This window comes from Desulfitobacterium dehalogenans ATCC 51507 (genome assembly GCF_000243155.2).
Taxonomy (GTDB): Bacteria; Bacillota; Desulfitobacteriia; order Desulfitobacteriales; family Desulfitobacteriaceae; genus Desulfitobacterium; species Desulfitobacterium dehalogenans.
On the sequence record NC_018017.1, the window covers coordinates 640,173 to 661,675 of the forward strand.

Here is a 21,503-nt window from a genome sequence, read left to right on the forward strand (position 1 = left end):
ATGACCTTGGCCATCTTAGACCTCTTACCGGCACTGTTAAAAGGGCTGGAAATAACCCTCACCATCACTCTTTTGGCAACACTCCTTGCTTTTGTACTGGCTTTCCTGGCAGGGTTCGGCCGATTGTCCAACTATCCGCTGATCCGCTTTCTGACGGCGGTCTATGTAGAAGCCTTCCGGGGCACTTCTCTCCTTGTTCAGCTTTTCTGGATCTATTTTGCTTTACCTATTTTAGGTATCAGCTTGCCTCCCTTGGCGGCCGGTGTCCTGACCTTAGGGTTAAACTGTGGGGCCTATGGTTCCGAAGTGGTGCGCAGTGCTATTTTGGCGGTTCCCAAAGGGCAGACGGAGGCAGGAATCGCCTTAAACTTTAGTCCCTGGCAACGCCTGCGGTGCGTTATCCTGCCTCAGGCTTTTGTCATGATGCTGCCGGGGTTTGGCAATCTGCAGATTGAGCTGCTGAAAAGTACTTCCCTGGTCTCCTTAATTACCTTAGCCGACTTGACCTATCAGGCATCCGTGCTCAATGCTTCCACCATGGAGACGACTTTAATTTACAGCTTGCTGCTTGTAATCTACTTCCTGATTGCCTGGCCTTTGACACGGGGGATTCGCTGGATAGAAACCAGGCTGACCATAGGGAGGTATTAAAATGTGGAATTGGGATTTTGCCCTCAAAATTTTCCCGGAGATATTTGCGGCACTCAAGATTACCGTGATCGCCACCTTTGCCGGATTTTTTCTAGCCTTGTTTTTAGGGATGTTTCTCACCATTGGCGGGCGATCTTCCTTGAAACCCGTTGCTTACGGCTCAAAAGGTTTTGTCGAGTTTATCCGCAGCACCCCTTTGTTGGTGCAACTCTATTTTATTTTCTATGTGCTGCCCCAAGCCGGGCTGTCCCTGAGTCCCCTGACTGCCGGGATCATTGGCTTAGGGATTCACTACAGCACCTATCTTTCCGAAGTCTACCGCTCGGGAATTGAAGCGGTACCTCAGGGGCAATGGGAGGCGGCCAAAGCTCTCAACTTCAGCCCCTGGCAAGTATGGTCCAAGATTATCATTCCTCAGGCGGTGCCGCCGGTCATCCCGGTGATGGGAAATTATTTGATCACCATGTTTAAAGAGACACCCCTTCTTTCGGCCATTACCTTGGTGGAAATTTTGCAGACAGCCAAAATTATCGGTTCCCATTCCTTTCGGTATCTGGAGGGATTTACAATTGTAGGATTTTTGTTCTTATTGCTAAGTTATCCCTGTTCACTAATGATTCATCGTTTGGAGATGAGAATGACTAAAAGCGTTCGCTAAGGGGGAATAGGATGAGTGCCCAATTAAAATTGTTAGAGAATACACCGGAGGAATCTATAAATCATCGGTCCAAGGCCGGGAAAAAAGTTAAACAACCTGTAGTGCACTACGAAAAAATCTCCAAAACTTATGGAGACTTGCAGGTTCTAAAAGAAATTGATTTGGATATTGCGCCAGGGGAGAAAGTAGCCTTGATCGGACCCAGCGGCTCGGGAAAAACCACCCTGGCCAGATTGCTAATGACTTTGGAAGAGCCCACTTCCGGAACCATCCAAGTAGATGGGGAGTTGTTATGGCATCAAATGGTCAATGGAAAATTGGTTAAAGCCAATGAAAAACACCTGCATAAAATTCGCAATAAGATCGGTATGGTCTTTCAGCATTTTAATCTTTTTCCTCATATGACCATTTTGAGGAATGTGACAGCCGCTCCTATCCATGTACTGGGGATGACCCGGGATGATGCTGAGAAGCAGGCCGTTACGATGCTTGAGAAAGTGGGCCTGGGTGATAAGCTCGATGCCTATCCCGCCCAACTGTCCGGCGGGCAGAAACAACGGGTGGCCATCGCCAGGGCCTTAGTCATGCGTCCCAAAATTATGTTGTTTGATGAGCCGACCTCCGCTTTGGATCCGGAGCTGGTGGGTGAAGTGCTGGAAGTAATCAAAGAGATTGCCCATGAAGGGGAGATGGCTATGCTCCTTATCACCCACGAGATGGATTTTGCCAGGGATGTGGCGGACCGGGTGGTCTTCTTTGATGAAGGGCACATAATTGAACAAGGACCGCCCCGGGAAATCTTCCATAATCCTCAGAGCGCCCGCTTGCAGAACTTTTTAAGCCGCTTCCGGGGAAGGTGAATAACCTATACAAAAAACAGGCCCCACTTTGTGAGGCCTGTTTTTTGTATAGGTTCTTTAACAGGTCGGATTCGGAAGATTAACTTTCAGCGGCATCGGAAGTATCCTCTGCAGGCAGATGAACTCTTGAGCCGATAATGGCAGCAATGATTTTTTCCGGATCATCAAATAGTGTTATTGAAGGCTTAACCATAAGATCTCCCACAGTGAATTTCTCTCCCAAGGGCTTGTCGGCAACATCTATAGCAATATACTCAGGCATATCGACACTAGGGCCGGAAAGCTCGATTTCAGAAACATAGGGCTGTAGGATGAGTCTTTTTTCATTGAGGCTTTCAGTCCCGTTGAATATAATCGGAACCTTCATCTTCACAACCTGATCATCTTCCACTACTTGCATAGCAATATGAATGGTTTTGCCTATAGTAATGTCTTTTTGAATCTCTTGGACGAAACACTGCTTGGTCTCATCTCCGACTTGCACAGAGATTTTGGCTTTTTGGGAACGTCCCTGCAGTGCCTTATTAAGCTTCTTCTCATCAAATTTCACACTGATGGAGTCCATACTTTTACCGTAGATTACCCCCGGTACAAAACCTTTACTTCGGACTTCCTTGGGCTTTTCTTTCCTTTCGATAGCCTGAATTGCAGTTTCGCTCATCTGTTTGACCCTCCATTCTTGTACTCTACGCCTCTACGCCGCCGGCTTCGATGTCCTGGATTTTTACTTAGAAGGAGCGGATAGAGTTGTTTCTCATTTCACAATCATAGGACTCAACAGGTTTTGGTATACTATTCCTCTTTTGCGTTATACCTCATGAAATCCTCTTCCAGCTGCAGAAGTCTTTTGAGTCCTAATAATATTTACTTTATAACTTTACTATTGGAAAGTCAAAGCCCAGGAGTTCCCGCAATCTAAGGGAAAAGCAACTTACAACTCGAAAGGTAAGGGAAAGTTGTCTTTTCGCCAAAATGCTCCTGAGACCTACTGTTTAGGCATAGTCAGGGCCCAATGTAAAGACTATCCCGAAAATTCCTTAGGAATACCACTATTAAGGAATAATGCCAAGCACCTTCTCCATAAGTTTTTTTAAGGGTGGGATGACATCCGGCCCAAGGTATGGGAAGGGAGAAGAGCCATGAGGAGAATGAGAAGGTTTAAACATCATAGACGGTGGAATAAGGGTTGGATGGCTGTATCGGTGCTCTTGCTGGCGCTTATTGTGACAGGCGGCTTAGTATGGAAGTATAACCAAAAGGATGAAACGATCTGGAGTTGGACTATTGGCAACCAGGTTGTCCTCATCGACGCCGGACATGGCGGTGTTGACCCGGGGGCCGTAGGGAAAGTCAGCTTGGAAAAGGATATCACCTTAAATATTGCCAAGCACCTGCAGATCTTTATTCAACAGGCTGGAGGAAAGCCTGTCATGGTTCGGAAGACCGATGTGGATCTGGGAACTTCTGAGGGCCTGGCCAAAAGAAAAAGGGAAGACCTGGCCCAAAGAATCCAACTGGCTAAGGATTACGAGGCCGATGTTTACTTAAGCATTCATGTGAACAGCTCCCCCAACCACTCCTTAACCGGACCCCAAGTCTTTTACCATGAGGGTTCACCAGAAGGAAAGCTGCTCGCTGAGACCATACAAGCGGAGTTAAATAAGCTGGCCGGTACCAAACGAGTGGCCAAAGCCGACCAGGATTTGTTTATTCTAAAGAGGGCTGAACAAGCCGCAGTGACTGTGGAAGTGGGCTTTCTGTCCAATCTTCTGGAAGAACAAAAATTAAACGAAACAGACTATCAGCATCAACTGAGTGTAGCCATTTACCAAGGGCTTTCCGAGTATTGCCGTAGATTGCAAAAGGACGGAATCCCTACAGTGGATATGAATTAATGCTAATGAATAAAAAAATCCTCGGGTTCGCCCCGAGGATTTTTCTTTAATGGATAATGTAGCAATTGGGTAAAGCTTTCTGTATTGAAGAGAAATCATATTGACTGATTGCGGCAGAGCTGATCTCAAGAAGTTTCAAATTTGTCAGTTGTGACAGAGTGTTTAAATCACTGAGCGTGCCTTGATAGTTTAGGTTTCTTAGTTTTGACAACTCCGTTAAAGGTGACAGATCATCAATATGATCAGAATGAATTGCTAGTGAGACCAGACCGGTTAAGTTTTCGATTCCGGATAAATCTTTACAGCCCTTGTCGATGAATAGATCGGAAATGTTTTTGACGTCATTTTTATAAATCTCTGCTGTTGGCTTATAGATAAGCTCCCGGACTGCTTGCTCTAAAACGGGGTCCTTAAAAGTTATGGCTGTGTTATCTACTATATTCTCTTCTGACCCAGGCTCTGGGGGCATATTGCCGATATTGATTGATGTCTTGACACCGGTGGCTTTGTCTTCCAAAGAAACAAGAATCGTTTTATCTGAGTCATGAAAATTATAGGTTATCCTAAACTCTCTGTCCGATGGCTTTAAGGTGATCATTGAATTGACAGATGAGCTTGCGCTTAACTCAGAAGCGGGAATTTTTGGCGTTATATCTTTACCTTCTTTATTAAGTATTCGGTAATGCAAGTAAGTAGTGATATTAGGGGATAATTTACCAGTGGGTAAAAAAGATATTTGAGCGATTTCAAGATCCTCATCAGTGTTGTTTTCAGTATTGTTTGCTTCATACCCTGATGGCGAATGAAGATTTAACAGCGCTGAGATTTCCATTCCTTTTTGGTGAGCCAAAGTAACCAGGACTTGCTCATCATTATCAGAGAAATCATAAGTTATGGTGCCGGTACCGGTTTCCGGCTCCAGGCTTACGTCAGCATGGGTAGAATTAATGATAGCTGTTGCCTTCAGATCTTCCGAGGGAATGGTCTTGGTGATATTTGTATAATAATGATCCAACAGTTTATACTGGAAAGTTGCTGTACCTGTCTCGGTTTTTACCAGATCACTTGAAACGAAATCAACTCTGGATATTGCCGAAGGGGTTGTCACTTGCGAAGCTGGAACCGGATCTAGTCCAAGAGTGTTTAAAACGGCGGTAACTCCTGTGAGTTTATCTCTTAGAGTAGTTTTGATAAACTGGTCTGTATCTAAGGTATCAAAAGCAATGGTGCCGGTACCTGTGGCAGGGTCGAGGGTGATCTCGGAACCCGGGGCCGAAAAGGCTTCGATCTGAGAAGCAGGAATTTTAGCTGTAATATCGTCGATGAAATTGATGACATTGTAGCGAAATGTGGCGGAATTTGCTCCGGAACTCGTTAAGCTATCGGTAAGAATATGAAGTTCATCAACTCTTTTCAGGTATTCTTCATCGGAATTGCCGACAATTAATCTTTCATAAGCTCCTCTGCTGTATCTGGGCGAGATATGAACAAAAATAAATTTGTCCGCTTCGGAAAAGTTATAGGTCAATGTACAGGTTCCTGTTTGAGGGTCCAAGTTTGCTTCTGCGATTCCCAAAGTGTCCCAGCCGTTTGAAGGTTTGGCTTCCACAAATAAATCAGAAACCGGAAATTCACTGGTGATGTCCTCGCCATTTGTATCAAAGAGTTTGTAGTGGAAAATGCCGGTGGTTGGGCCGGTCATTTCTAACCGGTCTTCAATGATTTGAGTAGAGTGAACCAAGGGCTCTGGCAACCAGGGGAGTAACGGCACGGCCGAAACATAAGGTGAGCACATTAATAGAAATATTAAAGTAAGGGTAAAGGACGTTCGAATAGATTTACGGAACATATCTCCAACTCTCCTTAATTTTAATATCACTAACATTATATTACATATTTGTATAACATTCTATAGCCAATTGACTTTGACAAATGCTACTCCCAATGAAGGATTAAGAACCGGATTTGCCGAAAAAGAAGGAAATGTTAGGTATTGTCCCGAATAATATTTACTCTATGCTTGTCTGCGAAAAATTAGGAGGGAATACCGCATGACTCTTTTACCCGTCCTTTTGTTTATATCAGGAGTGCTTTGTCTTATTTGGGCTGTGAGAATGGGGAATTCCTCCGGCAAAACCAGCCCGGAAATACTCACCATCCTTCAAGGTTTAGCCGGAGTAAAAAAGGAGATCAGTAAAGTTCAAAAAGGTCTTCGGGAAGTTGAAACTCAATTAGGAGATCATGAATTGAGGCTGTTTCGCAACGAAAATGTTCAAGAAGATCTCCGCACGGAGGTTAATACCCAGAAGGTTAGTATTAATCGGTTAACCACTTTAGCTAAGGACGCTTTTGCTCAGGCTGAACCTCAACCCCAGATGAACCCCCAGCCTTACTTCTCAGCCAATCCTTTGAACTCAGCTCAAGGGGTCAACCCCTATCATCGTCTTTATGACAACAGCAATGCCCCGACCGATTCTCCTTTGGAGACTCTGGCTCAGACTACGAAGTTTCCCCAATATAGTCCTTCCTTCCTGTCCGTTGAAGAGGAGTCTCCATCTCCCATGCTCCCGGAAAAGTATCAATGGGTTTTGGAGCTTGATCAGCAAGGCTGGTCCGTAGCGGAAATTGCCGGCCATTTGGCCATCAGCCGGGATGCGGTCACTATGGTTCTGCGTACAGCCCCTCAAGGAAAGGGGCTGAGATCATGAAACTATCCCGCTCCTATCTATTGGGACTGGGTTCAGGGCTGATACTCAGCGCTCTTCTGGCCATGGTGGTCCCTCCTGTAAGCATTAACTTTGCCGGGAGTTCACCGCCGGAGCAAACCGGCCCCGGCCGTAACACACCGGGCAATGAGAATCAGGGTGAGGTTCCGAGTCAGGATGAAGATGAGAACAAGGAGGGGAGTAACAATCCAGAGCTCCCTGAAAATCCAGTAAAGCCTGATGAGACGGGAGAAAACCCTGTACAGAATCCGGATACGAATTCAAGAAACCCTTCAAGTGCCGATGCTGAGAACGGCAAGCCCACCCAAACCTTTGTCATTCCTTCAGGGTCTACTGCAGATAAAATTGCTGACCTTCTGCTTGCCGAAGGATGGATATCCTCGAAAGAAGAATTTTTGAATTTAGTTAAGCAGAAAAATCTCGCCGGTCGTTTTCGAACAGGAAGTTTTGAGCTCTCTGAAGGTATGGATACAGAAGAGATTTTGAAAAAATTAATCCCTAAGCAGTAAGAGAAGGAATTGCTCTTGCTGCTTTTCTGTATATAAAACCTTCTTCTTTGAAAAGTTAATAGAAGAATTAAAATGAAAGAAGGGGTTGTCGATGGAAAGAAGAAAGGTACGCATCATTGGAGTACCTATCGACTTAGGAGCGGATCGGAGAGGAGTGGATATGGGACCCAGTGCCATTCGCTATGCAGGGCTCCATGAACGTTTAAAAAAGTTGGGCTGGGAAGTGGAGGATGTGGGCAATATTGATGTCCCTATCGCCGAGACCCGGGAAATTAAAGATCCTCTGCTCAAATATCTCCCGGAGATTTCAGAAGTCAACGAAAAGCTCTATCCCCTGGTGGCTCAAGCCATTAAGGAGGGAGTGATTCCCTTAGTCATCGGGGGAGATCACAGCTTAGGAATAGGTTCTTTAGCGGGGTGTGCTGCCAGCGGTAAGCAGTTTGGAGTTATTTGGTTCGACACCCATGGCGATTATAACTCCGTGGATACCACTTCCAGCGGCAATATTCATGGAATGCCTTTAGCTGTAGCCAATGGTATTGGGGTTGAGGAGTTAGTCCGCATTGGTGGGGCTGACCGGAAGATCAAGGAAGAGAACACTGTGATCATCGGGGCCAGGGACTTTGATGATGAAGAGCGGGATATGATCCGCCAATCTAAAATTACGGTGTTTTCCATGAGCGATATTGACCGTTTGGGGATGGAAGTAGTGGTTCGTCAAGGGCTGGAGATTGCCAATCAAGGCACTGACGGAGTCCATATCAGCTTTGATCTGGATGTGCTGGATCCCAGTGAAGCTCCTGGTGTTGGAACCCCAGTGCAGGGGGGCATAACCTATCGGGAAGCTCATTTGGCCATGGAGATGGTTGCCGATTGCCAATGCCTGCTGAGTATGGATGTAGTGGAGGTCAACCCCATTCTGGATGTACAAAATAAGACCGCAGAATTAGCCGTAGGCCTCATCGGCTCAGCTTTTGGACAGAAGATTTATCCATGACTCACCAAAATCCCATCTAAAGAAAGTTCAATTGCACAATCCGTGAATACGGCTTAAAATGATAATAATGAAACTTTTTTATGTATGGAAACGTAAAACATAATGAGAGGTAGAAAGAAGAGACAGGAGCTGCTCGTCATTATGGAAGATGCTGAATTAATTCAGCAGGTTCTCAAGGGAAGGCATGAGCAATACGGATTGCTGGTTCAGCGTTATCAAGAACCCTTAATTCATTTTTTGCGTGGGATACTGGGCACTGAGGATGAAGTTTTTGACTGTGCCCAAGAAGCTTTTTTAGCGGCTTATCGGAATCTTTGGCGTTATTCATCCTCCTACACTTTTCGGGCATGGCTCTATGCTATTGCCAGAAATAAGGCCATCGATCTCATGCGCAAGAAAAAGCGGGAAATCCCTTTAAGTATCGATGAAAACCTGGTGGATCATCACGTGGGACCGGAGGAAGCCTATTTGGCCAAAGAGCAGGCCTTGGATGTTCAAGCCATCCTGGAAGAATTGCCCGAGCATTACCGGCAAGCTCTCTATCTGCGCTATCAACAAGAGCTAAGTTATGAAGAGATAAGCACAGTGTTAAATATTCCGATCAGCTCAGTAAAGACTCACCTCCATCGCGGCAAAGAGAAACTTCGCCAAATCATGGAAAGGAGGAATGGCTATGAAGGAAATGGATGATATACTCAAGTCGGTATTTCATGATAAGCCGATAGCTCAAGAGCCCTTACAAGGAATGCGGATGAGGATTATGGACCAGATTCTTGCTGCTCCGGTGGATTTTCAGGAAAAGCGCTTAGCTATGCAACGTAGAAAATGGGGGATCATTTTCTTAAGCACGTTTTTTGTCCTTTCCTTAAGCCTCTTCCTCATCAATTGGTTTTTGGGATCTTGGCTGGGTGGTGGGCTAAATGCCCTTGTTCTGTGGCTTACCGCCAATATTCCCATTCTGGCCTGGTTCCAGGATAGGTGGGTTTGGCTTTTCGATACCCTCGCCATTCTCTCGAATCTAAAACTAGGATATCAGTTCCTATGGCAGCAATACGGTTTAGCTGTGATGGGTATCTTGTTTTCATGGGTCCTCTTTGAAGGAATACGAGATAATAAACTTAAGAGAAAAGCATTTAATGGGAATTCCTAAAGAGATGGAGTTGTTTCAATGGACGCCCTTAAGATGTTCTTTAGAGATCAAGCTCGTATCGTCTGGAAAGAAGCTTGGGAAGCCGCATGCCTAATTGGCGAGAATCCGGAGCTTGGGTATCAAGAATATTTTGCGGTGGAGACCTTAACCCAGCTGCTTAAAAGCCATGGATTTGAGGTTGAACAGCCGGCAGCCGGTTTAGAGACGGCATTTATCGCCCGCTTCTCGGGCTATAAACCTGGTCCGCGGCTTGCTTTTCTTGCCGAGTACGATGCTTTGCCGGGAATCGGTCATGGCTGCGGGCATAATTTGATCGGGGCGGCCAGCGTGGGTGCAGCCATCACTTTAAGCAAAAGCCTTGAATTGCCCGGTGAGATCTGGGTGGTGGGAAGTCCTGCCGAGGAAACCAGCGGCGGAAAGGTCATATTAGTGAATAAAGGGGCCTTTCAAGGGGTGGATGCTGCTCTTATGTTTCATCCTGGCAGCCAGAATGTTACAAGCATCTCCTCTTTAGCCTTGGATGCTCTGGAATTTGTTTTTATAGGAAGACCTGCCCACGCCGTAGCCGCTGCTTATTATGGTGTGAATGCCTTAGACGCCCTGATTGATTTTTATAATAAGATAAACCAGTTAAAAGATAATCTCCCCCACGATGCTTATATTAATGGAATTATCACAGAAGGCGGTACCTCACCTAATGTGATACCGGAACGGGCGGTAGCAAGGTTTTATCTGCGGGCACGCCAGAGGAAGGTATTGAATACCATTCGAAAACAGGTCATACGCTGTGCCCAGGATGCGGCAGCCCAGGTCTCGGCCAAAGTCACCTGGAGCATGTTTGAGAACTCCTACGATGAAATGCAGACCAATCGCACCTTAGCCGGAATTTTTGAAGATAACCTGCGGGAATTGGGAGTTCGCAATATCTCTCCTCCCCAATACGCTATGGGTTCTGTGGATATGGGAAATGTCAGCCGGCTTATCCCGGCTATCCATCCTTACTTAACTCTTGGGGGAGGCATGAACATACCTCATACCCGTGATTTTGCCCAGACCTGTCTTTCCGCTTCGGGAGAGCGTCTGCTTTTACTGGCTATTCAAGCCTTAGCCCTTACCGGCTGGGATATCTTAAGTGTCCCCAAGCTGTTAAGTCGCGCCAAACGGGAATTGAAATCCCGGGTCCCTGCGAAATAGTAACATTCCGTGAAAAAAGTCGTTGCTTTTGGGTTGAAGCAGCGGCTTTTTCTTTAGTGATGATTTTAGTCAGTATTTTGTCCGGCCTATACGTTATAATGGATTAAAGAGTAGGATGTTTCAGCAAAGAGAAAGGATGGGGAAGCGTGAGAATTCTACATACTTCCGATTGGCATTTAGGCAAGAATTTAGAGGGCTTGAGCCGGATGGAGGAGCAGGAGCTTTTCCTGAAGGATTTCATAGATATTGTTGAGGAAAAACAGGTGGATTTAGTCATCATCGCCGGAGATGTTTATGATAGTCCCAACCCCCCGGCCAAAGCGGAGAAAATGTTTTATGACACATTAAAAAAATTATCGGCTCATGGTGAGCGGCTTACTTTAGTTATAGCCGGTAATCATGACAACCCGGAACGCTTGGTGGCAGCAGGGCCTTTGGCCAGGGATCATGGGATTATTATGGTGGGAACACCCAAGACCATTGTTGCCCAAGGTGACTATGGCAGACATCGGGTGATCGATTCGGGAGAAGGCTTTGTAGAGGTTGATATCAACGGGGAAAAAGCCGTAATCCTCACTGTACCTTATCCCAGTGAAAAAAGGCTCAACGAAGTCCTCTATGATGCCATGGATGAAGAAGAGGAACGATTAAAAATCTATGGCGATAAAATTAAATTGCTCTTCGATAATCTTAGTGAAAAATTTCGAGAAGACACGATTAATATTGTGGTGTCCCATCTCTTTGCTACGGGAAGCGAAGAGTCAGGCTCAGAACGAAGCATCCAATTGGGGGGAAGCTTTATTGTTGACGGCAGATGCTTTCCCAAGGCAGCCCAATATATTGCCCTGGGTCATATACATAAGCCTCAAATCGTCCAGGGAACGGACAAAAGAGCACGCTATGCCGGTTCTCCCATTCATTACAATAAAAAAGAGATCCATTTTGCTAAGAAATGCTTCATTGTGGATTTGAAGCCTCAACAGGAGTACACTCTCGAAGAGGTCGACTTTAAAGTGTACAAGCCGATTGAAATCTGGAAGTGTGAAAGCATTGAGTGGGCTCTGGAGGAATGTGAAAAGAATAAAGACAGGGAGTGCTGGGTGTACCTGGAAGTTAATACGGACCGCTATATACGGGAAGATGAGATCAAGCTCATGAGAAGCACCAAGAAAGATATCCTGGAGATTTTGCCGATTCTTTCCGAAAGGGAAAATGAGGAATTTGTTCTGGATAGCTTTGCTGATAAGAAAATTGAGGATATCTTCAAGGAATTTTATCTTAAAGAGAGGGCTGTAGAACCTCAACAGGAGATTGTGGATTTGCTGTTATCCATTATCCAGGAACAGGAGGGAGAAGAAACCCATGAGACCCATTAAGCTGAAGATCAAAGGGCTGAATAGCTTTATCGATACCCAGGAAATTGATTTCTCAAGGCTCACCAGCAAAGGCTTATTTGGTATCTTCGGACCCACCGGCAGCGGCAAATCCACCATCCTGGACGGGATCACCCTGGCACTTTATGGCGCAGTAGCCCGGGGAAGTACCAATTATATGAACACCAACTGCGAATCCTTGCAGGTCAGCTATGAGTTTCAGATTGCGGAGAAGGATACCCAAAAGTACCGAGTGGATCGGGAGTTCCGCAGAGATAAAAAGACAGGCAATGTGCGTACCCATTCAGCGAAAGTCCTTCATTTAACCGATGAAGGGGAGATAGTTTTAGAGGAACAGGTCAGGGAAGTTACCAAAAGAAGCGAAGAAATCATCGGCTTGACCCTGGAGGATTTCACCCGGACCGTGGTTCTGCCTCAGGGAAAGTTCAGCGAATTTCTAAGGCTGGAGGGAAGAGACCGGAGAGAGATGCTGGAGAGGCTGTTTAATCTGCAAAAATACGGCGATGAACTGTCCTCCCGCTTAGCTACAAGAATCCGGCAAGAGCTAGACAAAGCCAATATCCTGGAAGGTCAGCTCAAATCCTATGAAGAGTGCAGTGAAGAGCTTCTTGAAGAGAAGAACAAGGAATTAGCCTCCCTTAAGGAACAGCTGGCCCAATCCCGGGAAGAATTAAAAAAGGCGGAAGAGGACTTTAACCATGGGAAAGAAGTGTGGGAGCTGCAAGGGGAATTGAACCGACAGGAAGCTCAAAAGGCTGACCTTAAAAAAGCGGAAGCCGAGATGAAGGAAAGCGAAGTCAAAGCAACACTTGGTGAACGGTCCCTGCGGGTTAAGCCTTATCTGGATCAATATGAAGATACTTTGGGGAAAATCGCAACAACCCAGGAACAAGTGGCCCAATTGGAAAAGGACACTGCAGCTTTAGCCTTGAAGAAAAAAGAAGCTGAGACCCAGTTGGAACAAGCGGGAACTCAAAAAGACAAAGAGCTCCCTGCTTTAAGGCTGCGTGAACAGAATGCAGCCGACGCCATCGAGGAAAAAAAGAAACTGGAGAACCTCATCCAGGAAAAGGGCTCTCTTCAAGAGAATATTGGCCGGCTTGAAAAAGAGCGGGAAGAAAAACAGGGCCGGATCAATAAAGGTGAAGAGTTTATTGCCAAGGTCAATGCCGATATTCAGGATCAAGAGCAAAGGGCGGAAACATTAACGATCGGCCAGGAGTTTAAGCGGAAGATCAATGAAGCCCTTCTCACCCTCAGCCGCTGGGAAGAGGCCGGACAACAGGTCATTAGCTTAGGGGAAGAGGTCAAAACCATCAAAGAACAGCTTCAGGAGGCTCAGGACAAGGGACTGGAATATTCGCAAGAGCTGGATGCCAAGACAGAGATACTCCAAGGAGTTACTTTAACCCTTCAGAATTTAATAGAAGCTTGCCCAGGAGACTCGGAGACCCTGGTTGCCCTGCAGGAAAAGCTCAATCAGGTTAAGGACCAATGGGCTAAACATCATGAGTATTCTGCCGCGATCAGTCAGGGTGAAAAGGATATCCAGGGCCTCTTGCCCAAGCTAAGTACCGCCCAAGAGAAAAAAGCTCAGTTGGTACAGGAAATCACCGAGCTGGAGAACGCTCTTAAGAAAGTGGAAAGGGAAAACCTGGCCTATACATTGCGTTCTGCCTTGATTGAGGGAGAAGCTTGCCCGGTGTGCGGGTCAACCCACCATCAGCTTGAGGCGGTGAATACTTTTGATACTTTAAATACCGAGGAGATCCAAGCTGCCTTAAGGGAAAGCAAAGATCAGGATCAAACCTTGTATCAGGAGATCATCAAGACCCAGGAGCAGATCAAGACCCTAGAGAACACCCTGAAAGAGGTGAGAGAAAAGGCTGCAGCCATGGGAGAAGAGTACAAGGCCTATGATCCTGATGCTATGCAGAAGGAATTTGAGGCATTAAGGGAAGGAATATCCGGATATACGGCTCAAAAAGGCCATCTGGAAGCAGAAATCAACCGGCTGACCCAAGAGAAAAACCAGTTGGCTATAAAACTAAATGAACAAAACACCCTTAAAACAGAAAAGACAGCCCAATTGGAGAGCCGGGAGAAGAACCTTGAGCTGGCAAAATCTAAAGTTGAAGCTTATGAGCAGGAACTGGCTGCCCTTAAGGCTGAGCTGGGTATCCAGGACATTAAGCATGAGCATCAGGAGATCACCGTAAAGGAAAAGGAGAAGGCCGGACTGGAGAGTGAGCTTAAAGTATTAAGAGAAACTTTAAAAAAAGCTCAAGCCAGGAAAGAATGTCTCAGCACAGAACTGTCCGCCCTCAAAGAATCCTTGAAGGAAAGCCTGGGGACCCTCAAAGAGAAAGAGAGCTTTATCCAGGACAAGCAGACTGCCATAAAAGCCAAAGTGGGTGAGATCGAGAATTTAGAAGCCTATCAAAAGGAGATCACAGAAAAAATAACCCGGATTGAACAAGCCTACACCCAGGCGGAAACAAGGAAAAACGAGACAGAAAAGCAGTACAACGAGTGTTATATCCGCCTGCAATCGGCTCACAACAGCCGGCAAGGCCTGATGGAAAGGAGCCAAAAAGATAAGGAATCCCTGGATAAGGTTTTTCAGGAGGAGCAGATCAAGGATAGTGAGGAAGCGAAGAGCCATCTGTTGGATAAAACTGAGATCGAGAAACTCAAAAGGAAGGTCAAGGACTACCAGGATTCCTTAATACAGCTCCTTGGGGCTATCGGGAACCTGCAGACAAAGCTTGGGGCCAGAAGCTTGAGCGCCGAACAATGGGAGCAGATTCAAAGGGCCAGGGAAGAAAAAGATACCCTCTTCAAAACACTGGAGGAAAGTAAGATTACGATCGAAACCCATGTAAAAACCATGAAGGAGAATTTGATCAAGAAAAAAGACCTTCTTAAGACTCAAGCTGAGCTGGAACGTCAACTGGGCCTTTTGCGGGATCTGGAGAAATTATTCAGAGGGAAGCGATTCGTTGAATTTGTAGCGGCCCACCAACTGAAATACGTCTCCATTGAAGCCGGTAAGCGACTCAAAGAGATTACCGGAGGAAACTATGGCCTGGAAGTGGATCCAAACGGAAAATTCCTGATCCGGGATTATAAGAACGGCGGAGCTCAACGGGATGCCAGTACCTTATCCGGAGGGGAGACCTTTCTGGCCTCCTTATCCCTGGCCCTGGCCCTATCCGCACAAATTCAGCTCAAGGGAACGGCACCCCTGGAGTTATTCTTTCTGGATGAGGGCTTCGGAACCCTGGATGACAACCTCCTGGAGGTGGTGATGGATTCTTTGGAAAGGCTCCATCATGACCGGTTATCCGTGGGCATCATCAGCCATGTGGAATCGATTAAGAACAGAGTGCCGGTTAAGCTCATGGTTACCCCGGCCCAAGCTGGGATGGGAGGGAGCAAGGTTGCCATCGAAGTCAGTTGAATAGAATAATATCATGCGGCCATAGGCCCCCAATGAGAGGTAAACAGTAAAAAACATGGACGTGAAAAGGCGGAACAACAAGAAAAAGCCTGAGTAGCGAAAGGAATGCTTACTTTGACACGTCTAAAGGGGGGTACTCTTGTATCTCATGAAATGGAGGATAGCATGAAAAATAAGCTGAGTATTTTTGCTCTCTGCGCAGCCCTTTTAATGAGCGGATGCGGCATCAGCACGACGGCTTCCGGCGGCAATGCCCAACCCGACCATAAGGTTAATCCTACGCAAACAGTAGTCAATCTGGAAAGGGTTCATATGAATAGCCTTGCGACATCGCAATACCCCTATACTGTACAGGAGTTTGATGTTGGCACAGGCACCTATGTATCCCCTGCAGGCAAAAAGATGCCTTATCACCTCAATGGTATAATCGGTGTTCCTGAGGGCTCGGGACCCTTCCCTCTGGTGCTCATTACCCACGGCTCTCATTCAAATGATAACGAAAACCTTCGCTTTGACACAGGTTATCGCTATTTGGTTGAGGCCCTGGCCGAACAGGGTTTTGTAGCGGTATCCATGGATATGAGCAAAGCTTATACCTGGAAATATGGTGATAATGATGATCGCGAAAAATCCCAGTATCTGGCGGCGGAGCATTTAAAGAGTTTGATGCAGGCAGAAAAGGGTGAGCCAAAGGGCTATCCTGTGGAGCTTGCTGGAAAAATTGACTTTGGCAAGATTGGCTTAATCGGACACTCCCGAGGTGGTGAAACTATTTTTGACATTGCCGAGGATATGCAAAATGAAGGAACGCCGGCCCGCGCACTGCTCTGCATTGCACCGACCTTCCTGTTTGCCGACCGTACCTGGCCGGACGCCCAAGTCGCTCTGATTATTCCCGAGTACGATGGTGATGTGATTGGACTGGACGGTTTTGCTCTGTACGACGTACTGGGTGAGAAGACACAAGGAGAACACCTGGCGGTCTATCTCAAAGGAGCCAATCATAATTATTTTAACAGTAACATTCAGCGCAATGATGGGGGGATGCTGGCTTCAACCATGGATCTCTCGGATCAGCTGGCTCGAGAGGAGCAGGAAGCGTTCTTACAAGCATTTGCGGCGGATTTCTTTTACCTCACCCTGCAAAAGGAGGCATCACTTTTACCTCCTGATAAAGCTCAGCCCGAGACAATGTTCGGCAGGAAGGCCTCGGTGCTCTACAGAAACGCTCAGAGCAGGGTGTTGTTGGCGGCTGGGGATACAGCCGGCTATACCACAGAAAACCTGCAGGCAGAAACAAAGAAAGATGCCTGGTATTTTAAGCAAGACGAGCTATTGGTGGACACCATCACCTTCGGAGAGGGAGCGCAGCAATCCCGACAGCTTTTGAAGCTGGGTTGGGCGGACGCTCCCGGGGTTTTTCAACTAGCCCCATCAGTGACGGACTGGAAGGAATATGCCGCATTGGCTCTCGATCTTGTGGTTGATGCCGCGGATGAAAAGAATAGACATCAGGAATATCAGCGCTTTGCAGTACGCATCACCGACGCTCAGGGCAATACGGCCAGAGTAAATCTACCCGATCAATTACAGACACTTATGAGAGCACAAGGGGAGCTTGATTTCACACCGGTTTTTGAAGAGAAAATTTACTTTTGGTCGGTTAAGACACCGCTGGCAAGCCTGATACTCCCCCTATCTTCTTTTGAGGGTGTAAATCTCGCCGAAGTTAAATCCTTAGATCTATTGTTTGAAGATACCCCCGCAGGCTCCCTCCTGATCGAGTCGGTACGGCTACAGTAGTATCTCGTTTTAACTGAGCAGGCGATGCCTTTTTGGCGTGGGGCCGGGCTGCTTTAACGAGCGGCAGCAGATGGATTATCGATACATCTGTGGGACAGTAGTTGTTCCGCAGGTGTTTTTTATACCCTGATGGAACAACCAACTTTTGAAGATGGAGTGCCATAAGAGAAATCTTACACGTCGAAAGGCGAAATGGAGGATTCTTTTATGACAAACAGGCTCATAAGTATGGCGGGACTCACCGCCGACGAAGCCAAGGAGCTTCAGGAGCAATTCGGTAAAAACGAGTTGACCCCACCAAGGAAGGAGAGCTTTCTCAGAAAGACGCTTCATATTATCTGTGAACCGATGTTTTTACTGCTGCTGGTGGCGGCAGCCATCTACTTTGTGCTGGGCGAGCCAAGGGACGGCATGATCATGCTTACCTTCGTGGTGGGCATGATCAGCATCAACGTGATTCAGGAATGGAAAACTGACAAAACACTGAACGCCATGAAAGAACTATCCGCACCGCATGTTACGGTCATCCGGGACGGAAAGGAACAGACCATTGTCAGCGCCGACCTCGTTCCCGGGGATCTCATGATGATTTGCGAAGGGGTGAAGATTCCTGCAGACGGCGTGGTGGTCAAATGTGCCGACCTGTGCGTAGATGAATCTTCCCTCACCGGCGAGGCCGAGGGTGTGTGGAAAGTGACGGGGGAAAATGCGGAACCTTCAGTCGATTACTGGAGGAAAGACTACTGCTACGCCGGCACTCTGGTCATCCAGGGCACGGCCATTGTGCGGGTGGAAAAGATTGGCGCATCCACGGAATACGGTAAAATTGGCAAAAACGTAGCCGCCGCACCACAGGAGGAAACTCCCCTCCAGAAGCAGACCGGCAAGCTGGTCAGGACCTGTGCGGTCATCGCAGGTATCCTGTTCGTATTGGTCGGCGTATTCACTTGGTTTAATATCCCGGACCATGACTTTATGGACCGGCTGGTGGAAAGCATTCTGTCCGGCGTGACGCTGGCCATGGCTATGATTCCGGAGGAATTTCCCGTCATCCTCACCGTATTCCTCTCCATGGGTGCGTGGCGGCTGGCAAAAAAGCATTCCCTTGTGCGCAAGCTCCCCAGCGTGAAGACGCTGGGCGCGGTGTCGGTACTATGTGTGGATAAGACCGGTACCATTACTATGAACCAGATGACCGTTCAGGATATTTGGGTCGCTTTCGGAGACGAACAGAATCTGGTGGAGATCATGGGGCTGGGCTGCGAGACCGATACCTATGATCCCTTGGAGAAGGCGATGCTTGCCTATTGCGAGGCTCACGGTATATCCCGGGAGCACCTCTTTGAAGAAAGCGGCTTTCTTACAGAGTATGCCTTTACCAACGAACTGAAAATGATGGGTCATGTCTGGCGACATGACGGCGAAATCCTGATTGCCGCCAAGGGCAGTCCTGAGCGCATCTTTACTGTTTGCGATCTGACCGATGAACAGCGTGGGGAGGCGGAACGCAGAAATCTGGAGCTTTCCGGCCAGGGCCTAAGAGTTATCGCCATCGCTACGGCCAAGCTGGCTGGCGAAGCAGCGATTCCGGCTTCCATTACCGACTGCCGCCTGACCCTGCTGGGGCTGGTGGGCCTTGCTGATCCGCCGCGTGAGGGAGTGAAGGAGGACATCGCCGTCTGTAACCGGGCAGGCATCCGTGTAGTAATGATTACTGGGGACAACGGTATCACCGCCTCGGCTATCGCTAAAAAATCGGTTGGCCTCACGGCGACGACATCATCACCGGCGATAGGCTTAACGCCATGAGCGACGAGGAGCTGCGGGAGGCCGTCAAGACTTCTTCCATCTTCTCCCGCGTTGTGCCAGAACACAAAATGCGTATCGTCAAGGCATTCAAGGAAAACGGTGAAATCGTGGCCATGACCGGCGACGGCGTCAACGATGCGCCCGCCCTCAAGCACGCCGATATTGGTATCGCCATGGGCAAGCGGGGCAGCCAAGTGAGCCGCGAGGCCGCCGACCTTATCCTGCTTGACGATAACTTCACCACTATTGTAGAGACCGTGAAGGACGGGCGCCGCATCTATGACAATATCCGCAAAGCGGTGGGTTACGGCTTTACCATCCATATTCCGATTGCCCTCGCATCCCTACTGGCCCCATTCCTCGGTATCGCCCCTGCTGCGCTATTACTCCTGCCGTTCCATGTGGTACTGCTGGAAGTTCTCATTGATCCCACCTGCTCCATCGTACTGGAGCGCCAGCCTGCCGAAACCGATATCATGGAACGCCGCCCCCGCGACCCGAAAGCCAAGCTGCTCACCGGCGGTTTGCTGGGCAAAAGCGTACTGCAAGGCTTGGCCGTGTTCGCAGCCTCATTTGGTGCATATCTCACGGTGCTGGCGGGCAACCCCGACAATGCTCCCGCGGCCCGCTCCATGGGGCTTGCCATTGTCATGCTGGCGAATTTGTTCTTGGTACAGGTTAACAGCTCTGACCACGACTTCGCATTCCAGTCTCTCCGCCGCCTTGCCAAAGACGGAGTGATGTGGGCGGTCAACATCGGCACACTGGTGTTGCTGGGCCTTATCCTTTACACGCCGCTCTCCGGTATTTTAAAGCTTGTTGCGTTACCCATGCCCTCGCTGCTGACTGCTTTGGGTCTGGCCGCTGTGTCGGTCTTGTGGTACGAGCTGGTAAAGCTGGTGAATAAACTAACCAAACGGGGGAATATTCCCCATAATACAGAAGGAGCTCAGCCGACTTAAGTCAGGTTATACCAAAGGATTCGAAATCACACACGCAGGTTTGAATCCTGCCCTCTCCGGCAACAAGAAAAGGCATAATTTCCCCTAAAGGGGAATTATGCCTTTTTTTTATTATAGGCTGATGCTCCTGGTCACCGGCCAGGCAGATTCGGCTTAGGATATACCCTTTTTCGACTGAAGGTTTCCGTAATAACACCGGAGAAAATCAACCCAAAGGCAATGGAGCCGGCGATGAGAAGGGTGATGGTGCCTAAACGGACTCCTTCCGTATAATTGTTTTCAATAAATTGCCGGATAGTATCATAGGCCATCCCTCCGGGAACCAGAGGAATGATGCCGGAGATGCTAAAGACCGTAACCGGCATTTTGTACCGTCGCGCAAGGATTTGACTGACGGTAGCGACACTGAAGGCGGCAAACAAAGTGGCGGTGATGATATTTATTTTCATATTCACCGTAAGGGTTACAAAGATAGCCCAGCCCAGCATCCCCACGAGGCCGCCGGTGAGGAGACTTTTACGAGGAACATTAAACAATACTCCAAAAGCCATGGTGGCAAAAAAACTTGCATAAAGTGCGGTCCAATTCATAAATGCGACTCCTTCCTATAACAAGGTAAAAGGGACAGGTTTATTGTCCCCCATTTTCCTACATTAGCACAGCTAAAACCACCGCTACTCCAGTACCGATGGCAAAGGCTGTTAAGAAAGCTTCAGTTCCACGGGCAAGTCCTGCGACAAGATCCCCGGCCATCAGATCACGGACAGCATTCGTGATGATCACACCGGGCACTAAAGGCATGACCGATCCAATAATGACTTTGTCGATCTGAATATCAATACCGAGATAATAGAAAAAATAAGCAATAAAGCCGATGGTAAAGGCAGCAAAGATTTCGGAGAAGAACTTTACGGCAATGCGGCGATTGGATTTGGCATAGAGTAAAAACCCCAATCCACCAGCCGCCACTGAGGGCAAGAAGTCAATTATGGTTCCTCCGAAGGCCAGACTGAAAAAGCCGCTGGCCAGAGCTGCCGCGATGAGCTGCAGCCAGAAGGGGTAAAGAAAGCCGGATTTTTCGATAGTTAAAAGAGCGTCATAGGCCTGCTGAATGGTAAGCTCCTTCTCGCTTAATTTGCGGGAGATTTCATTGACACTGACGATTTTATTCAAATCAATTTGACGCTCATAGATTCTCAGAAACTTAGTCTGCTCCTGATCCCTCTCCTGGCCCTGAAGGGATAAGAAAATTCCTGTGGGTGTAACATAGCTATGAGCTTCAGGAACCGCACAAGTACGGGCAATACGGTTCATGGTATCTTCGATCCGATAGATCTCCGCCCCGCTTTGCAGCATGATTTTACCGGCCAGAAGGCAGACCTCCATGATTTCCCCAATGGTTGAGTTCACTTGATTTCCTCCTATGTAGAAG

17 protein-coding genes, 1 pseudogene and 1 riboswitch are annotated in these 21,503 nt (G+C 47.7%); of the genes and pseudogenes, 14 read left to right on the forward strand and 4 right to left on the reverse strand.

Annotated features, from left to right (window positions below; translation table 11 throughout):
* Genes ehuC through ehuA form a run of 3 tightly spaced genes read left to right on the forward strand, consistent with a single transcriptional unit; the run spans window position 1 to window position 2,169 of the window.
* Window positions 1-651 (forward strand): ectoine/hydroxyectoine ABC transporter permease subunit EhuC, encoded by a 651-nt coding sequence (gene ehuC / locus DESDE_RS03025; RefSeq protein WP_014792565.1) that lies wholly within the window; start codon window positions 1-3, stop codon window positions 649-651.
* A gap of 1 nt (window position 652) precedes the next feature.
* Entirely contained in the window at window positions 653-1,309 is a 657-nt protein-coding gene (gene ehuD, locus DESDE_RS03030; protein WP_014792566.1) for an ectoine/hydroxyectoine ABC transporter permease subunit EhuD, read from the forward strand.
* 11 nt (window positions 1,310-1,320) lie between these two features.
* Window positions 1,321-2,169 carry an ectoine/hydroxyectoine ABC transporter ATP-binding protein EhuA gene (gene ehuA, locus DESDE_RS03035; RefSeq protein ID WP_014792567.1) on the forward strand — a complete coding sequence of 283 codons (849 nt, stop codon included), beginning with the start codon at window positions 1,321-1,323 and terminating at the stop codon, window positions 2,167-2,169.
* 79 nt (window positions 2,170-2,248) lie between these two features.
* Here ehuA and DESDE_RS03040 read toward each other — a convergent pair whose 3' ends face one another.
* Complete coding sequence (locus DESDE_RS03040; RefSeq protein ID WP_014792568.1) at window positions 2,249-2,830, reverse strand: 50S ribosomal protein L25; 582 nt, start codon at window positions 2,828-2,830, stop codon at window positions 2,249-2,251.
* A 478-nt stretch (window positions 2,831-3,308) separates the two neighbouring features.
* On the opposite strand from DESDE_RS03040, the gene DESDE_RS03045 reads away from it, so the two are divergent.
* Window positions 3,309-4,064: an N-acetylmuramoyl-L-alanine amidase gene (locus tag DESDE_RS03045; protein ID WP_014792569.1), complete on the forward strand. Its 756-nt coding sequence runs from the start codon at window positions 3,309-3,311 to the stop codon at window positions 4,062-4,064.
* Between the two features lie 46 nt (window positions 4,065-4,110).
* Here DESDE_RS03045 and DESDE_RS03050 read toward each other — a convergent pair whose 3' ends face one another.
* Complete coding sequence (locus DESDE_RS03050) at window positions 4,111-5,913, reverse strand: hypothetical protein (protein ID WP_014792570.1); 1,803 nt, start codon at window positions 5,911-5,913, stop codon at window positions 4,111-4,113.
* 202 nt (window positions 5,914-6,115) lie between these two features.
* Between DESDE_RS03050 and DESDE_RS03055 the strand changes: the two genes are divergently transcribed.
* From DESDE_RS03055 to DESDE_RS03100, 10 genes and pseudogenes are all read left to right on the forward strand, one after another.
* The gene (locus DESDE_RS03055) at window positions 6,116-6,772 is read left to right on the forward strand and encodes a sigma-70 region 4 domain-containing protein (RefSeq protein ID WP_014792571.1); all 657 of its coding nucleotides are present in this window, start codon (window positions 6,116-6,118) and stop codon (window positions 6,770-6,772) included.
* Window positions 6,769-7,299 (forward strand): endolytic transglycosylase MltG, encoded by a 531-nt coding sequence (locus DESDE_RS03060; protein ID WP_014792572.1) that lies wholly within the window; start codon window positions 6,769-6,771, stop codon window positions 7,297-7,299. Before DESDE_RS03055 ends, DESDE_RS03060 begins: the two co-directional genes overlap by 4 nt.
* 91 nt (window positions 7,300-7,390) lie before the next feature.
* Window positions 7,391-8,296, forward strand: coding sequence for an arginase (rocF, locus tag DESDE_RS03065; protein ID WP_014792573.1), 906 nt, complete (start codon window positions 7,391-7,393; stop codon window positions 8,294-8,296).
* Window positions 8,297-8,437: 141 nt separating this feature from the next.
* Window positions 8,438-8,986 (forward strand): RNA polymerase sigma factor, encoded by a 549-nt coding sequence (locus DESDE_RS03070; RefSeq protein WP_014792574.1) that lies wholly within the window; start codon window positions 8,438-8,440, stop codon window positions 8,984-8,986.
* Window positions 8,970-9,446 (forward strand): hypothetical protein, encoded by a 477-nt coding sequence (locus DESDE_RS03075; RefSeq protein ID WP_014792575.1) that lies wholly within the window; start codon window positions 8,970-8,972, stop codon window positions 9,444-9,446. Before DESDE_RS03070 ends, DESDE_RS03075 begins: the two co-directional genes overlap by 17 nt.
* An 18-nt stretch (window positions 9,447-9,464) precedes the next feature.
* The gene (locus DESDE_RS03080; RefSeq protein WP_014792576.1) at window positions 9,465-10,640 is read left to right on the forward strand and encodes a M20 family metallopeptidase; all 1,176 of its coding nucleotides are present in this window, start codon (window positions 9,465-9,467) and stop codon (window positions 10,638-10,640) included.
* A gap of 146 nt (window positions 10,641-10,786) precedes the next feature.
* Complete coding sequence (locus tag DESDE_RS03085; RefSeq protein WP_014792577.1) at window positions 10,787-12,016, forward strand: exonuclease SbcCD subunit D; 1,230 nt, start codon at window positions 10,787-10,789, stop codon at window positions 12,014-12,016.
* Window positions 12,003-15,497, forward strand: coding sequence for an AAA family ATPase (locus tag DESDE_RS03090; RefSeq protein ID WP_014792578.1), 3,495 nt, complete (start codon window positions 12,003-12,005; stop codon window positions 15,495-15,497). Before DESDE_RS03085 ends, DESDE_RS03090 begins: the two co-directional genes overlap by 14 nt.
* A 165-nt stretch (window positions 15,498-15,662) precedes the next feature.
* On the forward strand, window positions 15,663-17,300 hold the full coding sequence (locus tag DESDE_RS03095; RefSeq protein ID WP_014792579.1) for an alpha/beta hydrolase: 1,638 nt from the start codon (window positions 15,663-15,665) through the stop codon (window positions 17,298-17,300).
* Between the two features lie 3 nt (window positions 17,301-17,303).
* A riboswitch (NiCo riboswitch) is annotated at window positions 17,304-17,400 on the forward strand.
* 107 nt (window positions 17,401-17,507) lie between these two features.
* A pseudogene (locus DESDE_RS03100) lies at window positions 17,508-20,071 on the forward strand (cation-translocating P-type ATPase).
* A 131-nt stretch (window positions 20,072-20,202) separates the two neighbouring features.
* Here DESDE_RS03100 and DESDE_RS03105 read toward each other — a convergent pair.
* Together DESDE_RS03105 and DESDE_RS03110 are read right to left on the reverse strand one after the other, a co-directional pair.
* A complete protein-coding gene (locus DESDE_RS03105) occupies window positions 20,203-20,661 on the reverse strand; it encodes a threonine/serine exporter family protein (protein ID WP_014792580.1) in 459 nt (152 codons plus the stop codon).
* 58 nt (window positions 20,662-20,719) lie between these two features.
* Window positions 20,720-21,481 (reverse strand): threonine/serine exporter family protein, encoded by a 762-nt coding sequence (locus tag DESDE_RS03110; protein WP_014792581.1) that lies wholly within the window; start codon window positions 21,479-21,481, stop codon window positions 20,720-20,722.
* Window positions 21,482-21,503: the final 22 nt, after the last annotated feature.

What these genes read in the sequence shown, in the direction of transcription:
- DESDE_RS03055 (WP_014792571.1), top strand. Translation starts at nt 6,116, where the DNA reads ATGACTCTTTTACCCGTCCTTTTGTTTATATCAGGAGTGCTTTGTCTT.
- DESDE_RS03105 (WP_014792580.1), bottom strand. Translation starts at nt 20,661, where the DNA reads ATGAATTGGACCGCACTTTATGCAAGTTTTTTTGCCACCATGGCTTTT.
- DESDE_RS03090 (WP_014792578.1), top strand. Translation starts at nt 12,003, where the DNA reads ATGAGACCCATTAAGCTGAAGATCAAAGGGCTGAATAGCTTTATCGAT.
- ehuA (WP_014792567.1), top strand. Translation starts at nt 1,321, where the DNA reads ATGAGTGCCCAATTAAAATTGTTAGAGAATACACCGGAGGAATCTATA.
- DESDE_RS03075 (WP_014792575.1), top strand. Translation starts at nt 8,970, where the DNA reads ATGAAGGAAATGGATGATATACTCAAGTCGGTATTTCATGATAAGCCG.
- rocF (WP_014792573.1), top strand. Translation starts at nt 7,391, where the DNA reads ATGGAAAGAAGAAAGGTACGCATCATTGGAGTACCTATCGACTTAGGA.
- DESDE_RS03045 (WP_014792569.1), top strand. Translation starts at nt 3,309, where the DNA reads ATGAGGAGAATGAGAAGGTTTAAACATCATAGACGGTGGAATAAGGGT.
- DESDE_RS03095 (WP_014792579.1), top strand. Translation starts at nt 15,663, where the DNA reads ATGAAAAATAAGCTGAGTATTTTTGCTCTCTGCGCAGCCCTTTTAATG.
- DESDE_RS03050 (WP_014792570.1), bottom strand. Translation starts at nt 5,913, where the DNA reads ATGTTCCGTAAATCTATTCGAACGTCCTTTACCCTTACTTTAATATTT.
- ehuD (WP_014792566.1), top strand. Translation starts at nt 653, where the DNA reads ATGTGGAATTGGGATTTTGCCCTCAAAATTTTCCCGGAGATATTTGCG.
- DESDE_RS03040 (WP_014792568.1), bottom strand. Translation starts at nt 2,830, where the DNA reads ATGAGCGAAACTGCAATTCAGGCTATCGAAAGGAAAGAAAAGCCCAAG.
- DESDE_RS03060 (WP_014792572.1), top strand. Translation starts at nt 6,769, where the DNA reads ATGAAACTATCCCGCTCCTATCTATTGGGACTGGGTTCAGGGCTGATA.
- ehuC (WP_014792565.1), top strand. Translation starts at nt 1, where the DNA reads ATGACCTTGGCCATCTTAGACCTCTTACCGGCACTGTTAAAAGGGCTG.
- DESDE_RS03080 (WP_014792576.1), top strand. Translation starts at nt 9,465, where the DNA reads ATGGACGCCCTTAAGATGTTCTTTAGAGATCAAGCTCGTATCGTCTGG.
- DESDE_RS03070 (WP_014792574.1), top strand. Translation starts at nt 8,438, where the DNA reads ATGGAAGATGCTGAATTAATTCAGCAGGTTCTCAAGGGAAGGCATGAG.